The organism is Pseudomonas sp. P4_C8, assembly GCF_056401975.1.
In genome coordinates this window covers 111,406-128,109 of the sequence record NZ_JBFUIH010000010.1, presented here as the reverse complement: position 1 = coordinate 128,109, position 16,704 = coordinate 111,406, and the positions used below count along the sequence as shown (strand labels likewise).

The window sequence follows — 16,704 nt, the reverse complement described above, 5'->3', positions numbered from 1 at the left end:
ATCGTGCCGGACGAACAAGGCGTCACCGGCCCGATGAAGCAGATCGAAGAAATGCGCGGCCAAGGCTTCCCGATCGCCTACGTCGGTGACGTGGTCGGTACCGGTTCSTCGCGTAAATCCGCYACCAACTCGGTGCTGTGGTTCTTCGGCGATGACGTGCCTTACGTGCCGAACAAACGCGCTGGCGGTTTCTGCTTCGGCAACAAGATCGCTCCAATCTTCTACAACACCATGGAAGATGCGGGCGCCCTGCCAATCGAATTCGACGTCACCAACATGAACATGGGCGACGTGATCGACCTGTACCCGCATGTTGGCAAAGTCTGCAAGCACGGTACCGACGAAGTCATCACTACCTTTGAAATGAAGACGCCGGTGCTGTTGGATGAAGTCCGTGCTGGCGGTCGTATTCCGCTGATCATCGGCCGTGGCCTGACCGATAAGGCTCGCGCCGAACTGGGTCTGCCAGCGTTCGACCTGTTCAAGAAACCGGATGCCCCGATCGAAAGCACCAAGGGTTTCACCCTGGCGCAGAAAATGGTCGGCAAGGCATGCGGCGTAGCAGGCGTTCGTCCTGGTACTTACTGCGAACCGAAGATGACCACCGTGGGTTCCCAGGACACCACCGGTCCGATGACCCGTGACGAACTGAAAGACCTGGCGTGCCTGGGCTTCTCCGCTGATCTGGTGATGCAGTCCTTCTGCCACACCGCGGCTTACCCTAAGCCGATCGACGTGACCACCCACCACACCCTGCCAGACTTCATCATGACCCGCGGCGGCGTTTCCCTGCGTCCGGGCGACGGCATCATCCACAGCTGGCTGAACCGCATGCTGCTGCCGGACACCGTCGGTACCGGTGGTGACTCGCACACCCGTTTCCCGATGGGCATTTCGTTCCCGGCCGGTTCCGGTCTGGTTGCGTTTGCCGCTGCCACCGGCGTTATGCCGCTGGACATGCCGGAATCGATCCTGGTGCGCTTCAAAGGCAAAATGCAACCGGGCGTCACCCTGCGTGACCTGGTTCACGCCATTCCTTACTTCGCGATTCAGGCTGGCCTGTTGACCGTTGAGAAGAAAGGCAAGAAGAACGCCTTCTCCGGCCGCATTCTGGAAATCGAAGGCCTGGACAACTTGAGCATCGAACAGGCTTTCGAGCTGTCCGACGCCTCGGCTGAACGTTCGGCTGCCGGTTGCACCATCAAGCTGTCGAAAGAGTCGATCACCGAGTACCTGAGCTCCAACATCACCCTGCTGCGCTGGATGATCGGCGAAGGCTACGGCGATGCGCGTACCCTGGAACGTCGTGCTCAAGCGATGGAAGCCTGGATCGCCAACCCTGAGTTGATGGTTGCCGATGCTGACGCCGAATACGCTGAAATCATCGAAATCGACCTGAACGACATCAAAGAGCCTGTACTCTGCGCGCCAAACGACCCGGACGACGCCCGTCTGCTGTCCAGCGTTGCTGGCGAGAAGATCGACGAAGTGTTCATCGGTTCGTGCATGACCAACATCGGTCACTTCCGCGCGGCCGGCAAGTTGCTGGATCAGGTCAAAGGTCAGCTGCCAACCCGTCTGTGGCTGTCGCCGCCGACCAAGATGGACGCTCACCAGTTGACCGAAGAAGGCTACTACGGCATCTACGGCAAGGCCGGCGCGCGCATGGAAATGCCGGGCTGCTCGCTGTGCATGGGTAACCAGGCTCGCGTAGAACCAAACGCCACCGTAGTGTCGACGTCGACTCGTAACTTCCCGAACCGTCTGGGTGACGGCGCGAACGTCTACCTGGCCTCGGCCGAGCTGGCGTCCGTGGCTTCCATCCTGGGTCGCCTGCCGACCGTCGAGGAGTACATGGAATACGCTGGCAAGATCGACAGCATGGCGGCCGATGTCTACCGCTACCTGTCCTTCGACCAGATCGCCGAGTTCCGTGAAGCTGCTGCGAACGCCAACATTCCGGTCGTTCAAGCCTAACGCTACAACGCCATAGAAAACGCCGCCCATCGTGAGATGCGCGGCGTTTTTTTATGCCTGCGACATGAATATGCCCTGACACAAATCCCCTGTAGGAGTGAGCCTGCTCGCGATAGCGGTCTTACATTCAATATCAGTATCGACTGACACACCGCTATCGCGAGCAGGCTCACTCCTACAGGGTTATGCGCCAGCCTTGAGGGCTTGTTGTACCGCGCCATCTACGCTCAGGTCACTGAGGGTCACTTGTGTACCCGCCACCTCGGGTAACACCGCCAACGCGCTTTGCGCCGAATCCTTGAGCCGCGCCAGCACCAACCGCTTCCCTTCCACCTGCACCCGCACAAAAAACTCCTGCAACGCCTCGATGCTGGTGCCATCCAGATCGGGCGACTCCTCCAGGCTGAGAATCACCGAGTGAATCGGCGTTGGCGAATGGCGGATCAAACGCATCGTGCTACCCAGGATCCGCTCGACGTTGGCAAAGAACAACGCTTCCCCCGGCCTCACGATCAACACCCCTGGCACTGTTTGCGCCGTCGGATGGCGTTGCAGGTCGACAAAGTCATGGCCGCCATCAATGCGCCCGAGGATCTGAATATCCGCCGCTGACATTTGTTTGAGCATCAGCACCACACTGATCGCCACCGCCAGTAGCAGACCGTCCAGCACCCCCAGCACCAGCACTGCCGCCACCGCGCAGATGACCAGCAACCGGTCGCGCCGCCAGATGAAATACCGTCCCAGCGGTTGCAGGCTCAAGCCTCGGGCCAGGGCATGGATGACGATGGCGGCGAGAATCGGCTCCGGGGTCAGGGCGATATAAGGCAATACCGTCAAAACGATGAGCAACACCACCAGCGCCGCCACGCCACCGGCCAGCCGTGAAGTGGCACCCGCCGCTTCATTGGCCGACGTTGCCGAGAACCCTGCCCCTGCCGGCATGCCATGAAACAATCCGGACAACAGATTAGACGCACCCAGCACTAGCAGGTCGCGGCTCGACGAGATCCGGTCGCCGTGCTTGAGCGCGTACGAACTGATCGAACCGTATGACTCCGCGTACAGGATCATCACCATGGCAAAGGCCAATTCGCCCAAGCGTAACCAGTCAGTGAAGGGCAACACCGGCAACCGGGGCACTTCCAGGCTCAAATCGATCACACCAATCAACTTCACCCCATACGCCGGCAGGTTCAGCCACTGACTGGCAATGATGCCAATCACGATCACCAGCAAACCGCCCGGCAAGCGTCGAAATCTTGCAAAGAGCACTAACAAGGCCAATGCCACGGCGGCGACACTCGCCGCCACCCCATTCCATTGCGGCAGTTGTTCCAGCAGTTGCGGCAGAAACCGCACCAGATTGCCGTCGCTCAGATGCACGCCGACCACACTGGCAACTTGCTTGAGGATGATGGTAAGTGCCAGGCCAAAGGCAAAGCCGCGCAGCACCGGTTTGGCAATGAATGACGTCACACTTCCTAGCTTGAACAGCCCGGCCAACAAAAAGAACGCGCCGGTCATCAGTACCAGGCCGATGGCCAGGGTCGAACGCAACTGGGGGGCGCCGTTGGCCAGCGTTGCGGTGGCGGCGGCCAGCACCGCTGCGGACGAAGAGGTAGCCGACACAATGGCAAAACGACTGGTGCCGAACAGCCCATAACACAGCAAACCGGCAAACAAGGCGATCACCCCGGCCTGCGGCGCCACGGCGGCAATGCTCGAATAGGCGACTGCTTCGGGCAACAACAGCCCGGCAATCGACAACCCGGCCAGCAAATCTCGCCAGCGATTGGGTTGTTCGGTGAGATTGGGGGGTGAGGCGCTCGGCAATCCGGTGACTCCAGGCGAAAAAAAACCGCTGCACGTATTACGTGCAGCGGCCACTGTAGCTGTCAATTCGGCGCTGTGCGAGCAGGCCGAACGATCACGCGGTCAGCGAGTAAATCAACGCAGTAATCGCCACCAGGCCCACCGCTGTCACGAAGACATTGGACGCTTGCCCGCGATAACGCGCCATCGCCGGCACCTTGCGGATCGCGTACATCGGCATCAGGAACAGAATCGCCGCGATGATCGGGCCACCGAGGGTTTCGATCATCCCCAGAATGCTCGGGTTCAGCGTGGCAACGATCCAGCACACCACCAGCATGAACGCAGCGGTCATACGGTTCAGGGTCTTCGGCGCCGGGCGTTTGCCGCTTTTGACGATCAGGCCTTTCAGGCCTTCGCTGGCACCGATGTAATGGCCCAGGAACGACTTGGAAATTGCCACAAAGGCAATCAAGGGCGCCGCGAAGGCGATGGTCGGGTTGCTGAAATGGTTGGCCAGGTACGACAGAATCGACAGGTTCTGCGCCTTGGCTTCGGCCAGTTGTGCTGGCGATAGGGTCAGCACGCAGCTGAAGACGAAGAACAGCACCATCACCACCATCAACAGGTGAGCGCGGGACAGGATCTGCGAGCTGCGCTCTTCGGCGTGGTCGCCGTAACGGCGTTTCTGATCGACCGCAAACGCCGAGATGATCGGCGAGTGGTTGAACGAGAACACCATCACCGGAATCGCCAGCCACAAGGTGTTCAGCAGCGCCGACGGCTCAGGCAGTGTGCTGGCGGTGGTCAGAATGCCGCCGTTCCAGTGCGGAATCAGGAACACCGCCAAGAACAGCAACGCCACGATGAACGGATACACCATCAGGCTCATGGCCTTGACGATCACCTGCTCGCCGCAACGCACCACCGCCAGCAGGCCGAGGATCAGCACCAATGACAGCACCGCGCGCGGTGGCGGCGTGATGTGCAATTGATGCTCAAGGAAACTGCCCACGGTGTTGGTCAGCGCGACGCTGTAAATCAGCAGGATCGGGAAGATCGCGAAGAAGTACAGCAACGTGATCAACGCACCGGCCTTGATGCCAAAGTGTTCTTCCACCACTTCGGTGATGTCCGCGCCTTCGCGTCCGGACAGCACGAAGCGGGTCAGGCCACGGTGTGCGTAGAAGGTCATAGGGAACGCCAACACCGCCAGGACCAGCAACGGCCAGAAACCGCCCAGCCCTGCGTTGATCGGCAAAAACAGCGTGCCTGCCCCGATGGCCGTGCCAAACAGGCCCAGCATCCAGGTGGTGTCATGACGATTCCAGCTCGAAAGAGTCGCTGGTGCCGCCGCTACATAGCGTTTGTCGACGCTATTGGCCTGATCATTCATCCGGTGGGATCTCCACATTCCGGTCAGTTGCTACCCGGTCAGGACGAGTCGGAAAAACCCGACAGGCAGCGCCCTGGCCGAAACAGGGGCGCGATTGTCCGGGTTTAATGAATAAAAGCAAATACTTAGCTGAGGAGTGGTGGTGCGGATCAGTGGCTATAGGAAGATTCGCCAACCGTGAGGGAGTGAGCCGGATTTGGCACCGCGTAGCGAAACATGGACATTTCAGGGTGCATCGGGTTGCGCAGGAGAGTGACGCTTGCCTGATCGAACAGGATGCATCACAGACTGATGCGCCGTTGTCACCGAAACCCAGATCATCGCCAAAGTGCCGATTAAAATACTCGGCTTATGATCCCGAAACACACCAATCTGCTCAAGGCTTGAGGACATCGTGAGCGATCCAAGGGCACAGGCTGCGACCAAGCCCGTCATTGATATCGCGATGATCACCCCATGAGTCAGGTCTGCTTTCTGTTTGTAGTACCGGCACAGTCCCAGATAGAGAGCAATGCAAAGAACGCTGCTGATAATCGAGCAGCTGAATTGGTCCGGTGCCATAGGGCCCTATCCTTGATATCAGGCCGATTTTGTAGCTCGAAAACCAAAAACTGCGCCTAGAACAGCACCCACTATGGTGCTGCCAAGGCCAGGGAAAATCATATTCGCGAAAGCGGCACTGCCCACTGTTGTCGAAATCATTGTGACGTCCATGACTCGAGTGATAGACGACCGGGCTTCCTTACGACAAATTTTCTTGGCTGACATGTGTTCGCCTCCTCCTGGATGGGCCGCTCTGGGCGCCTGCGTACGAAAAAACATGCCGTGGATTATGTGTGAGGCAGCGTACCGCCGGCAAACACCAATAGGTAACTGAAAGCATCCGAATCCGGGGACGTGCGAGGCCATCTCACTGCAAAAATTGTCAGGAACTTCCTCGAATACTTGAAAGCGCTGACGACAGCGGTGTGCCAGTCAACAGCGTTGTTAAATGACCCATCGCCATCGCGAGCAGGCTCGCTCCCGCAGGTTGTTTCATCGCCCAATAGTAGCTTTCGCTTGATAAAGGACCCCTGTCATGTATTTTTAATTGACCGGCCTTCTATCTGGAGACATCCCATGCCACTGGTTCGTGTCGACATCAAAAAGCATCAGGATCCCACCTTCGCCAAACGCGTCGGCCAGCTCATTTACGCTGCGATGCACAGCGCCATCGCCGTGCCGGAAAACGATAATTTCCAGATACTGACGGAGCACGATGAACACCATTTCATCTTCGACCCCGAATACCTGGGCATCAAACGTACCGACAACCTGGTGATCATCCAGATCACGCTGAGCGAAGGCCGTACGGACGAGAAGAAAAAACTGCTCTACAAAACCATCGCCGAGAGCCTGAATCGCGAACTGGCGGTGCGTCTGGAGGATGTTTTCATTAATCTGGTGGAAGTGAAAAAAGAGAACTGGTCGTTCGGCAACGGGATTGCCCAGTACGCTCTTTGATCCCCCACCTTTTATACCTGTGAGCCACTGATGCCCCGAGTTTCCCGCAAGCAAGCCGACCTCAACCGCGAAATCATCGTCGAGGCTGCCACGCGGCTGTTTCGCGAGCGGGGCCTGCACGGCATCAGTGTCGTCGACGTCATGGCGGCGGCAGGTCTCACCCATGGCGGCTTCTACGGGCATTTCGAGTCCAAGGAAGCGTTGGCGCAGGAGGCTAGTGGCCGGGCGTTCGACCAATCGGCAGAGCGCTGGCAGAAATGGATCGCCGCCCATGTCGACGACAATGACTCTGCACGCCGTGCGCTGATCGAGCCTTACCTGTCCCAGGCCAGCCGCGACACTCCGGGGGACAGTTGTCCGGTAGCCGCCTTCGCCGGGGACATGTGCCACGAAGCGGCAGACAGTGGTTTGCGCCAGACCTTCATGGAAGGGCTCGACAGGTTGCTGAAATCCTACGGTTCGCTGCTGGATTCAGGCAATGCACAAGCCGATCGGCAACAGGCGCTGGTGGAGTTTTCGCTGATGGTCGGCGCCCTGACCCTCGCCCGCGCCAGCCGCGGCGATGCGGTGTCGGATGAAATTCTCGACGCGGCACGCACGTTCCTGACCTCGAAGGACTCATCCAACTGAACAGCCGCGTGTACGTTCTTTGGCCATTGCCAAACTGATCGGGAATCAGCAATCTGAAGCGACGTTCGAGCCCCGACATTCCTATGCCCACAGGAGCGCAGCATGCCTGCAACCGTTCTGGTACTGGTTGAAACCATCAATGATTATTTGCCAATTCTCGAACATCAGGGTTTTCACCTGATTCTTGCCCCCACCCCTGCCGAGCGCACGGCGGCCATCGCCCGTAATGGCGTTCAGATCGATGCAGTGCTGACCCGTGGCCCATTGGGTCTGTACGCCGATGAAATCGCTGCCCTGCCCAACCTCAAGATCATCTGCGTCATTGGCGCCGGTTACGAACACGTTGACCTGCAAGCCGCCGCCGACCATGGCATCACGGTCACCAACGGCGCCGGGGTGAATGCGTCATCGGTCGCCGACCACGCCATGGCAATGCTGCTCGCGCTGGTGCGTGACATTCCTCGCTGCGATGCGGCTGTGCGTCGGGGTGAATGGCCAAAGATCATGCGCCCTTCCCTGGCCGGCAAGCGCCTGGGCATTCTCGGCCTGGGTGCCGTCGGCATGGCCATCGCCAAACGCGCGGCCAATGGTTTTGACATGACGGTGAGTTACCACAACCGCCAGCATCGCAGCGATGCGCCCTACACCTTTTGCTCCACGCCCACCGAACTGGCCCGCGTCTCGGATTTCCTGATCATCGCGACCCCTGGCGGCATTGGCACCAAACACTTGATCAACAAACATGTCCTCGAGGCCTTGGGCCACGACGGGTTTCTCATCAACATCGCCCGCGCCAGCGTGATCGTCACCGCCGACCTGGTCAGAGCGCTTGAACAACGACGCATTGCCGGCGCCGCGCTGGACGTGTTCGATGCCGAACCGCATGTGCCGCAGGCGCTCAAATCGTTGAGCAACGTGATCCTGACACCTCATGTGGCCGGGCTTTCACCCGAGGCCACTCAGGGCACCGTTGAGCTTGTTGGGAGAAACCTGTTGGCATTCTTTAGCAACCAGCCCGTGTTAACGCCGATTGCTTTACCCCTCCCAACCATGCCCTGCGGAGACGCTGATTAAAGGACACCCAGCAGTGTCCAGAGACGACGGGACTCGGCATCGGCCGAGATCAATTCGCCCAGCAACTCGCTCAGTGGCTTGTTGCCCCACTCCACTCCCCGCCGGATCAAGTAAGGAACGGGGCTGTGGGGTTCGGTACGTGCCAGGTATTCGGCAATCGACAGCAATTGCCGATAGGCCTCATCGCGGCTCGCCGGCTCACGAAATACCTGTGGAACCGACGACGTTTGCGGCAACTCGACAGTGGCTGATGGCGTCATTGGCGGTGGCTCCACCGGCGTTTCGGTTAACGGTCGTGGCTGCATGGCGATGAACTCCTGAACCAGCGTCAATATCGCCTCGATCACGTCCTGCAAAGCTTTGAAACCCGGCGCCTGATTACCCAGGTAAGCGTCGCTCCATGCGTCCAGCCGTTGCAGATGTTGCAGGCTTGTCAGCAAATGCTCCTGACGGCGCAACCAGAGGGACTGAGGAGTGGCTCGAATCATTTCAGTGAGTTTTTTCTGTTCGCCTCGCGCCGTTTCCGCCGACGTTTTGGCCGCCTTGCTGTCATTGACCAGGACCTGCTGCAGTTGCAGTCGCCGCCAGGTGTCCAAGCAGTAACCCTCGAATTCACCGTTACACGGATCGAACAATGGCACCCGCGTCAGCAGCACTTCGCTGTAGCGCCGCGCCAGCCATTCAAGCGGAATGACTCGCCATGACTGATCACCGTCTTCGGCCCGAGGATGAAGGTGCTCGGGATAGCGTTCACACAAGCCGACGACCAACGCCAGACTGCCCGGCAATCCGTCGAGGCCGTCCTGATGCAACCAGGCTTCACCAAGCCAGGCGCACAGCATCAGGTCCTTGCTGCGTTCCAGCAGCAAAGTGCTCGTCAGATGCTCCAGCTCAGACCATTGGGCCCGTTTGATTGCCGACTGCCAGACGCCCGTCGGCAGGCTAGTGTCGTCCTCGCGACGCAGTTCACGCGCCAGGTCGAACTCACGTTCATAGCGTAGATCCTGACCGCAAGGCGCCTCTTCGCTGATCGGTTCGAGCAGTCGGGCAATTACGTCCGGCAACGGTGGTGAAGTCAGGTTCACAAGCCTTCCTCCTGAGTCATGGCAGTCGCGGACGCGGTCGCCCGGGTCTGTATGAAGGGTGAACGCGGGGCCCGGGTGGGCAACGGTTGGATGGACAGCGGCAGCTTCGAGCCCTGGCTCATTAGCGACAGGCGAACAAACATCAGAGTCTGCTCAGCCGTGCTGGTCTGCGCAGTCACCGGTAGGCGCAATGTCAGCGGAAAATCGGTGTAGTCCATGTTCGGTTGGCGCTGTACCGACTGGTGCGAACGGATCAGACGCAGCAACGACCAAGGGCCGCCATACTCCCAACCAGCCTCGAAATCCCTCACTACCAGGTTAGGCTGCAAGGGGTCGCTGGCTGGGCGCTGCGAGCCATTTCTGGCCCAACGTAAGGTCAGCCGAACAGGTTGACCGACCATCCAGCGCAGGTTCGGCTGGGCCTCACCGGGGTAATTGATCTGTTGATTGCCGGCATTCAAACCCCAGGCAATCACTTGATCGGCGCCACGCTCTTCCTCGCGATCGGTACGCCAGCGCACGTCCATTTCAACGCCAAGCATGCCGCTCTTGTCCCGCACAAACAGCGGGCCGAGCCACGTGTTGGCCTGCTTCAAACGATTGAGAAAATCCTCGGCGGCCAAACGCTCCGGCGTCTGGCTGAGTTGCAACCCGGCTTGCGCCACCGACAGACGCTTGTCGATCAAGTCGAGGAAATGCTGGACCCGGGCCGGGTCGGCGTCGGTGGCCAGCACACCATTGGCAAACGGGAAGCGCTCGGCCAAGTACTGGTTGAAATAGTTGGCCAAGTCGTTCCACGCCGCCGCTGCTTGCTGCTGCTGCAGGAACTGACAACGTTGCATTGCGCTTTGTTGCAGATTCAGTGCGCGCAGTGCCAACGTCCCGCGCCCGCCGGACAGGCTGGCGGTTTGCAAAATCTGACCGCACGACGTTGCGTCCATTTCGATAAAGTCGCGACTCAACAGCTGCTCGATCTGGGCCGGTGAACTTGCGGGGTTCTGGTCCTTGTACTTGAGCAGTTCTTCATTGAGAGCGCTGAATTGCGTCACACGCTCATAATCCAGCGCCGAGAGGTTCTGCTGCTGGGTTTTCAGCCATTCCAGCGCCGAGGTGCGCCGTTCGGTGATCCCGAGCATGGTGTTGAATTGCTGTTTGAGGCTCAGCTTCAAATCTTGCACATCACTGGCGCCATACAGCTGCAGACCGAGGTTTTTCGAGCCGTCCCACTGGCCGATTTCAGTACGTTCGCTGAAGAGCGGCTGGGCGACGATTCCATCGAGGCCGCTGCCGACTTCAGCGAGGGCCCGGCGGTTCAAGGCGCTTTGCAAACGCGTAGCCAGATCACTGCGACGCACCTCGATGAAAGCCTTTTGCAAGTCAATAGCCTGTGCGGCCTGCACATTGAATACACCCCTGTTAGCCTGCTCATTGCGCTCCCGAAAGCTCGTCAACATGGCCTTGACGACTGCGCCTTCAGCCGCTTGCAGCAAGGCGCCACGATACGCAGGGGGAATGCGTGGCAGCTCTTCGGCGGCATACCTCTTGTAACTGGCAAAATAGTTCAGCGCATTGGCGAAGTCGTCGCCATCAACGCCCTGCCCCTGCCCGTTCGGAGCAACGGACTGATCAGCCTGTAAGGCGATGGCCACAAAATCGCGCTTGAACAGCGCCTGCACCGCATTATTCAACTGGCTGATATGCTCCTGTAACGCTAGCTGTCCGCTACCTTGTTGAACCAGCAAGTTACCTCTGGCCCCTGCCTGGGCGATCCACTGGTCGCGAAAACTATGCTGCAACTTCGACGCGTACTGATCCAGTTGCTGTTCTACCTGTTGGCCGAGCAAGCTGCTCTGGCGAACCTTATCCATCATCTCGCGGTAGCCGGGCACAAGGTCCTGGCCCTTACCACGACTCCACGCCGAATTGGTCAGGCCGATCAGCGCTTGCAGGTCATCGATCAACGCGCGCAAATCTTCAAGCTCGGTCAGGGAGTTGCCACTGCCAGCCTCCAGCCGTTCCAGGTGCAACTTGAGATAACCCGCCTGGCGGACGAAATTGTCTGCGAGAAAATACTGGTCAAGCCAGCGTTCCATGAGCCCGGAAAAATTATCCTCAATGGCTTGGCGCTCCACGGCCAGGTCCAGTGGTTTCAAGTCACTGCCATTGGTATCGAGCAACACCCGGTTGTAAAAACCGGCTCGGTGCAAGGTGCCAACATTGAGGTTTAAGGACAGGGCATTGTTGCTCAGCAACACCAGATCTTCGAGTGGTGCTTTAGGGTTATTCAGCGCCTGATTGAACCACTGATTCTGTTGTTCAAGACGTACCGCGCGCTCCACCAGGTCCTTGGCCTTGACGTAGTTTTGCCATTGGGCGGGATCTTCGCTTTCGACGTTGCCCCGGCGCTCGGTGTTGCGGATAGCCTTGAGTTTTACCAACTCTGCGTTCAGCAAGTCGTGCAGGGGCTCCAATAAGTGGCTCTGAGCGGTCAGGCGCAGTTGATTCTCCAACTGCACATCCAGCGACGAGAACCAGGAAGTGGGAAACACCAAGGAGGTGAAGTCCCAGCGTGGGGCCTTTTCCAATACTCGCCAGAACCCCTGGACGTTGCGCCGGGTCGACTCCAGCCGATGCGATTCATCGGTGACCACCACGTAATTTTTCTGCGCACCCTGCAATAGACGCGACAATTCATGTGCGTCCTTGACCGAGTCCTGCCAGACCCAAAGCATGCTCGCGGCCCAGACCACACCGACCACCAGTGCCACCCCAGCGGTCAATCGCTGCCACCGCTGGCGCAGGCGCAACAAGCGTGGAACCACCAAGGCCAATCCGCGTTCGGCGACCACCCGGTGCTGCCACAATTGCCGGGCGAACACACTCTGCTGCAACTTGGTGTCGTACGCCGAGAAACCGTCGAGCGCGTCTTGCGAAGGTTGATTAGCGCTGAAATACACACCACGAAAACGCGGCGCCTCGCCTTGGGCATTGCCCTGGAAAACCGGTTCAAGCAAAGTTTGCAGGTTGCGCCTCAACACCTCGATTTGTTCCGGCAACCCAAACAACTCGCCCTTCAAATGGCCGGCCAAGGCACCAATCTCGATAATCGATTCCGACAAGGCGCGGTTAATCTGGTCAAGCGCCTGATCACTCCATTGCGTTTGCCACACCACCTCGGGGCCAAACGGTGAGGACCAACCCAGCGTGCGCTCGCGAGCTTCTTCGGGCAACGCCGTGATCAAATCCTGAAAACCTGGCAGCTCTTCCATGCCGGTAATCACCACGTACACCGGCAGGCTCAGCCCGAACCGTTGCAGCAAATCGATGAAGCGCCGACGGGCCGCCAGACCAAGGCTCGCCGCCTGCTCAGCACTGACCAGGCGACTGACCGGCACCGTCCAGATCACCCCGTCCAGTGGCCGTTTGCTGCGCAAGCGCAGGATCAACCCCAACAAGCGCCACCAGCTGCCTCGTTGCAGGTTCATGCCTTCTTCAGGCAGGAACAGCCCCTGCGGCACCACCAGCACGGCGCCTTCGGGATCCGACCACCAACGCCCGAACCAGGCAGGTTTGTCGGTTGGTTGCAGGCGCCATTGGCGGCACAATTGCGTGCCCTGGGTTTCGTCGCCGAGCATCAGCAGCCATGGAATCTGGTAACGGTCCTGAGCGCCCTGCTCCTGCTCCATATGGCGGACCGAGGTATAAAAACTGCGGATCGCCGCCCCGCTCTGGGTGCGCAACCACCAGACCACTCCCCCGATAATGATCAGCACCAACAGCACGACAATGATCAGACCGACCCACCCAAGCGTGCTCATAAGTTTTGCTCCGACGCGGCAACCGAATCGGTCATCTGCAACACCGGATCAAGCTCCTGGTGAATGTCACGCCAGAAAAACTGCCCCAGCCCTGTCAGTATCATCACCATGGCGAAAATACCCAGTCCGAGACGAAAACCATCCGGCAAGGATTGACGCACCGGCAACTGCACCGGCGGTACCGCCGAAGGTTGCTGGAGCCTTGCGCTGACATCGGCATAGTCCGCGTCGTGCTGCCAGGCAAAGGTGAACAGTGCCAGGCGCAGTTTTTCATGCTGGGTCTGACTCTGTTCACCGCGCAGCTGCCCTTCAAACCCCAACACCAGGCATTGCAAATAAACATTGGCCAGGTCGCGGGTAGTGGGAATCTGTTCGTCCAGCAGGGTCTTGATCGCCAGCGGCAATTTCTCGCCGGCCTGCCGGCTTGCGTACATCCGCGATTCCAGCGGTTTTTCCTGCCAGGCAGACTGGCCCGGCCATGGCGCAAACAACAGCGTTTCATCGATCAACGCGACAAAGGCGTAGACCAGCGCCTTCACCTGGTCAGTCGCCGCATCACCGACCCGGGCGAACGCGGTTCGCCACAGCCGCTGGGAGATTTGCGTCGACAGGTCGAAAACTGCCTCGACCAGCGCCTCATCGTCGCTGTCCTTGGGCAACTGAATCCATTCCTGAGACCATTGCAGCCACGCCTCGCGAAAGGCACTGCTCAGCGGCGCTTCGCGAAGCCCCCGTGTACCCGCCCCGGCATTCCCTTCAGACATTCGATGCCTCTCCTCGATCAGACACTTTCACTCGCCTGAGCCACAAACAACACCACTTGCCATGGACTGCTCGCCGGTTTTGAGGCCGGCGCGGCAATCAGCAACGGCAATTGCCCGTCGAACCACTGGCCCTCGGCCGTCACCACAAACAAGCGCGTGTCGTCGCCGACGCTGTAGGACACTTGCTCATTGCGGCCCATGGCCTGATGAGGCAAACCGCTCATGCGCTGACGGCTGAGCAACGGAATGTGCGGCGCTGAGGCAATGATCGCCCCGCTCAGCCATTCGCTGGCGGCCTGTTCGCCGCTGCCGCTGGGCATGCGCAAACCGATGACCAGACGCTGACTCGGCTGATCGTCGGGCAGTTGAATCGAAAAACTCTGTTCACTGCGTTCAAACGGCAGGCTGCGATAGCCGGCACGAATCAGTTGGAGGGTTCGTTCAAGCCAGTCAAGGACCGACTCATAGCCGCGTTGCAGCTCCAGAAAATCCAGTGGGGCAAAGGGTGGAACGCCCGCCAACGGGTCGAGAGCGGACCATGCGCCTGCCAGCCCGAGTAACCCACCGTACAAAGATTGTGGCGTTGCCAGTCGACTGTTCAATACGCCCTCTACTTCCGGCAGACGGGCCCACAACGCCGTCAACTGGCGACGGACTTCCAACGCATCATCCTGATTGCCGGCCTGCTGCGCCTGGCGCAGACGGCCAGCCAGGAACATGCATTTTTCCCGCGTCCGGGCACACAGGCCCGCAACCCTTCGACCCAACATTGACTCAGGCAACAGGCACGGCGTGGGCGGCGTGTAGGGCAACGACAGAAAGCCGCCGCCCTCCTTGCGAATTTTCAGCAGCGGCAGGCAGATAGAATCGGCTTTGTTCAATTGTGTGCACAAACGCGGATTAGGACGCCACACCGTGATCGACTCGGGGTACTCACCGCTGGTCAAATCCGGCAACGCATCGCCGACCACGGACTGCAGCCGCCCCTTGAGCGGTAGTAGCTGGCCGGCTCGCCACAACGGGCTGACGGCGAGGTACACGGTCACCGTCGCGTTTTCCGAAGCGTTGACCGCTTCGTTGACATCAAGCTCCAAACTCGGTCCGCCCCCCACCTGCAGGTCGACCGGCAAACCGTCAGGTAATGTCGCTTGCAGATTGAGTAAGCGCACCAGCCCGGCGCTCAGTGCACCAGGGTCGACTTCAATTCGGCTCACACCCCAGAACCATGGATTACAGGCTTGCGCAAAATGCGCCACCAATGCTTCGGCTCGAAGGCCTTGCAACTGAAAATGCTGGGGCAGTAATTGCATGCCCTCGTGCCAGCAAACCGCATCAGGTAACAGGCTCATACGAGTCCCTTCGACGTTTACGTCGCCGCGCAAACCGGCGGCTTGGCGGTGTGTTCACTGCGAAGTGCTGCTCACCAGCGTCATCTCCCGGCTGTCGAACTTAAGCCAGGCATCGTGCTGATCATCCAGCCGCAATCGGTGTGCTCCGGGTGTGTTATAGCTGGCGAAAACCAAAAGTCCAGAGGCCCGCTTGCCCCCCAGCGGGAAAGGTTGTTTGTCGATGAATTGGCCGGGGACCAGTTCCAGCCCCCACACTGTTATCAGCTGCCGATAGTCGCGTTGATACTGTTCGCGATCGGCAAACCACTGTCGTGCCGTGATGCCGGACAACTGTTTGAGCAAGTCCGGGTCGTTCACGGCGATGAAATCCACGGCAATCGGGGTGTCGTCGTTGGCCTTCGGCGCGACGTCCAGTGTCAGGTTATCGAGATCCACCCGTGGCCCGAATAACGAGCAACCGGAGACGGTCAGGAACAGGACAAAAGCAAAAAAACGTGCAGACAAATTGAATTTTCCTTTTATCGAGCCGGTCCAAAAATGTTTTTTGCTTGCCTTTTTATAGACCTGTTCTAGTGTCTTGGGTAGTTCGGCCCCCACGCCGAATGTGGAAGGTTCGTCAAAGGACCGACAGCTCCGTCTGCCACCCTTTCTAACCTTCGGCCCAGCAAGGGAAAGCGATGAGCGGGCCTCCCGATGCATTGCGCCCATTCATGCATCGGAGTCAGCCAACATGGCAGAAAGCACTCAACACAAGCTCGACAGGGTCCGCCCGCCCCGGGTGCAAATCACCTACGACGTCGAAATCGGCAACGCCATCGAGAAAAAAGAATTGCCGTTGGTCGTCGGCATTCTGGCCGACCTTTCCGGCAAACCTCTCGAGCCACTTCCCAAATTGAACGAGCGGCGCTTCACCGAGATCGACCGCGACAACTTCAACGAAGTGCTTGCCTCGATCGCCCCTCGCGCCACCTTGCAGGTCACCAACACGCTCAGCGGTGACGACAGCAAGCTCAACATCGAGCTCAACTTCAAACACATCGACGACTTCGACCCGGTCAAAGTGGTCGAGCAAGTGACCCCCTTGCGGCGCCTGTTCGAAGCCCGTCAGCGCTTGCGCGACCTGCTGACCAAACTCGACGGCAATGATGATCTGGACAAGCTGTTGCGCGACGTCATCGCCAACACCGAAGGCCTGCAAGAGATCAAGTCTGCCCGTCCGGAAACCGCCGCCCCCGTTGCAGGCGACAGCGAAGCACCGACCGAAGCACCTGATCAACCGCAGGCCTGATCACT

General features: G+C 59.2%; 13 protein-coding genes. 5 read left to right on the top strand and 8 right to left on the bottom strand.

What is annotated here, in order from left to right; all coding sequences use genetic code 11:
- Window positions 1-1,977 (top strand): bifunctional aconitate hydratase 2/2-methylisocitrate dehydratase (locus AC1DWM_RS08995; RefSeq protein WP_477795052.1); only part of this gene is annotated, 1,977 nt, incomplete at its 5' end.
- A 183-nt stretch (window positions 1,978-2,160) separates the two neighbouring features.
- Here AC1DWM_RS08995 and AC1DWM_RS08990 read toward each other — a convergent pair.
- The 3 genes from AC1DWM_RS08990 to AC1DWM_RS08980 form a co-directional block, all read right to left on the bottom strand.
- Window positions 2,161-3,813: a SulP family inorganic anion transporter gene (locus AC1DWM_RS08990; protein WP_477795051.1), complete on the bottom strand. Its 1,653-nt coding sequence runs from the start codon at window positions 3,811-3,813 to the stop codon at window positions 2,161-2,163.
- 94 nt (window positions 3,814-3,907) lie between these two features.
- On the bottom strand, window positions 3,908-5,188 hold the full coding sequence (locus tag AC1DWM_RS08985; protein WP_223518556.1) for a serine/threonine transporter: 1,281 nt from the start codon (window positions 5,186-5,188) through the stop codon (window positions 3,908-3,910).
- A 225-nt stretch (window positions 5,189-5,413) separates the two neighbouring features.
- Complete coding sequence (locus AC1DWM_RS08980; RefSeq protein WP_223518557.1) at window positions 5,414-5,749, bottom strand: hypothetical protein; 336 nt, start codon at window positions 5,747-5,749, stop codon at window positions 5,414-5,416.
- A gap of 558 nt (window positions 5,750-6,307) precedes the next feature.
- Between AC1DWM_RS08980 and AC1DWM_RS08975 the strand changes: the two genes are divergently transcribed.
- The 3 genes from AC1DWM_RS08975 to AC1DWM_RS08965 all read left to right on the top strand — a co-directional run bounded on the left by AC1DWM_RS08975 (window position 6,308) and on the right by AC1DWM_RS08965 (window position 8,395).
- Window positions 6,308-6,691, top strand: a complete 384-nt coding sequence (locus AC1DWM_RS08975) for a tautomerase family protein (protein WP_223518558.1) — start codon at window positions 6,308-6,310, stop codon at window positions 6,689-6,691.
- A 30-nt stretch (window positions 6,692-6,721) separates the two neighbouring features.
- Window positions 6,722-7,321 carry a TetR/AcrR family transcriptional regulator gene (locus AC1DWM_RS08970; protein WP_223518559.1) on the top strand — a complete coding sequence of 200 codons (600 nt, stop codon included), beginning with the start codon at window positions 6,722-6,724 and terminating at the stop codon, window positions 7,319-7,321.
- Between the two features lie 102 nt (window positions 7,322-7,423).
- Window positions 7,424-8,395 (top strand): 2-hydroxyacid dehydrogenase, encoded by a 972-nt coding sequence (locus AC1DWM_RS08965; RefSeq protein ID WP_223518560.1) that lies wholly within the window; start codon window positions 7,424-7,426, stop codon window positions 8,393-8,395.
- On the opposite strand, the gene tssA is transcribed toward AC1DWM_RS08965, so the two are convergent.
- The 5 genes from tssA to AC1DWM_RS08940 are packed head-to-tail and all read right to left on the bottom strand — an operon-like array spanning window position 8,392 to window position 15,915.
- Window positions 8,392-9,480 carry a type VI secretion system protein TssA gene (tssA, locus tag AC1DWM_RS08960; protein ID WP_223518562.1) on the bottom strand — a complete coding sequence of 363 codons (1,089 nt, stop codon included), beginning with the start codon at window positions 9,478-9,480 and terminating at the stop codon, window positions 8,392-8,394. The genes AC1DWM_RS08965 and tssA overlap by 4 nt on opposite strands.
- Window positions 9,477-13,298, bottom strand: a complete 3,822-nt coding sequence (locus AC1DWM_RS08955; protein ID WP_477795050.1) for a type VI secretion system protein — start codon at window positions 13,296-13,298, stop codon at window positions 9,477-9,479. Before AC1DWM_RS08955 ends, tssA begins: the two co-directional genes overlap by 4 nt.
- Complete coding sequence (locus AC1DWM_RS08950; protein ID WP_223518566.1) at window positions 13,295-14,062, bottom strand: DotU family type IV/VI secretion system protein; 768 nt, start codon at window positions 14,060-14,062, stop codon at window positions 13,295-13,297. Before AC1DWM_RS08950 ends, AC1DWM_RS08955 begins: the two co-directional genes overlap by 4 nt.
- Window positions 14,063-14,079: 17 nt before the next feature.
- Window positions 14,080-15,411: a type VI secretion system baseplate subunit TssK gene (gene tssK, locus AC1DWM_RS08945; protein WP_477795049.1), complete on the bottom strand. Its 1,332-nt coding sequence runs from the start codon at window positions 15,409-15,411 to the stop codon at window positions 14,080-14,082.
- A gap of 54 nt (window positions 15,412-15,465) precedes the next feature.
- The gene (locus AC1DWM_RS08940; protein ID WP_223518572.1) at window positions 15,466-15,915 is read right to left on the bottom strand and encodes a type VI secretion protein; all 450 of its coding nucleotides are present in this window, start codon (window positions 15,913-15,915) and stop codon (window positions 15,466-15,468) included.
- A 226-nt stretch (window positions 15,916-16,141) separates the two neighbouring features.
- On the opposite strand from AC1DWM_RS08940, the gene tssB reads away from it, so the two are divergent.
- A complete protein-coding gene (gene tssB / locus AC1DWM_RS08935) occupies window positions 16,142-16,699 on the top strand; it encodes a type VI secretion system contractile sheath small subunit (protein WP_223518573.1) in 558 nt (185 codons plus the stop codon).
- The last annotated feature ends 5 nt before the right edge of the window (window positions 16,700-16,704 follow it).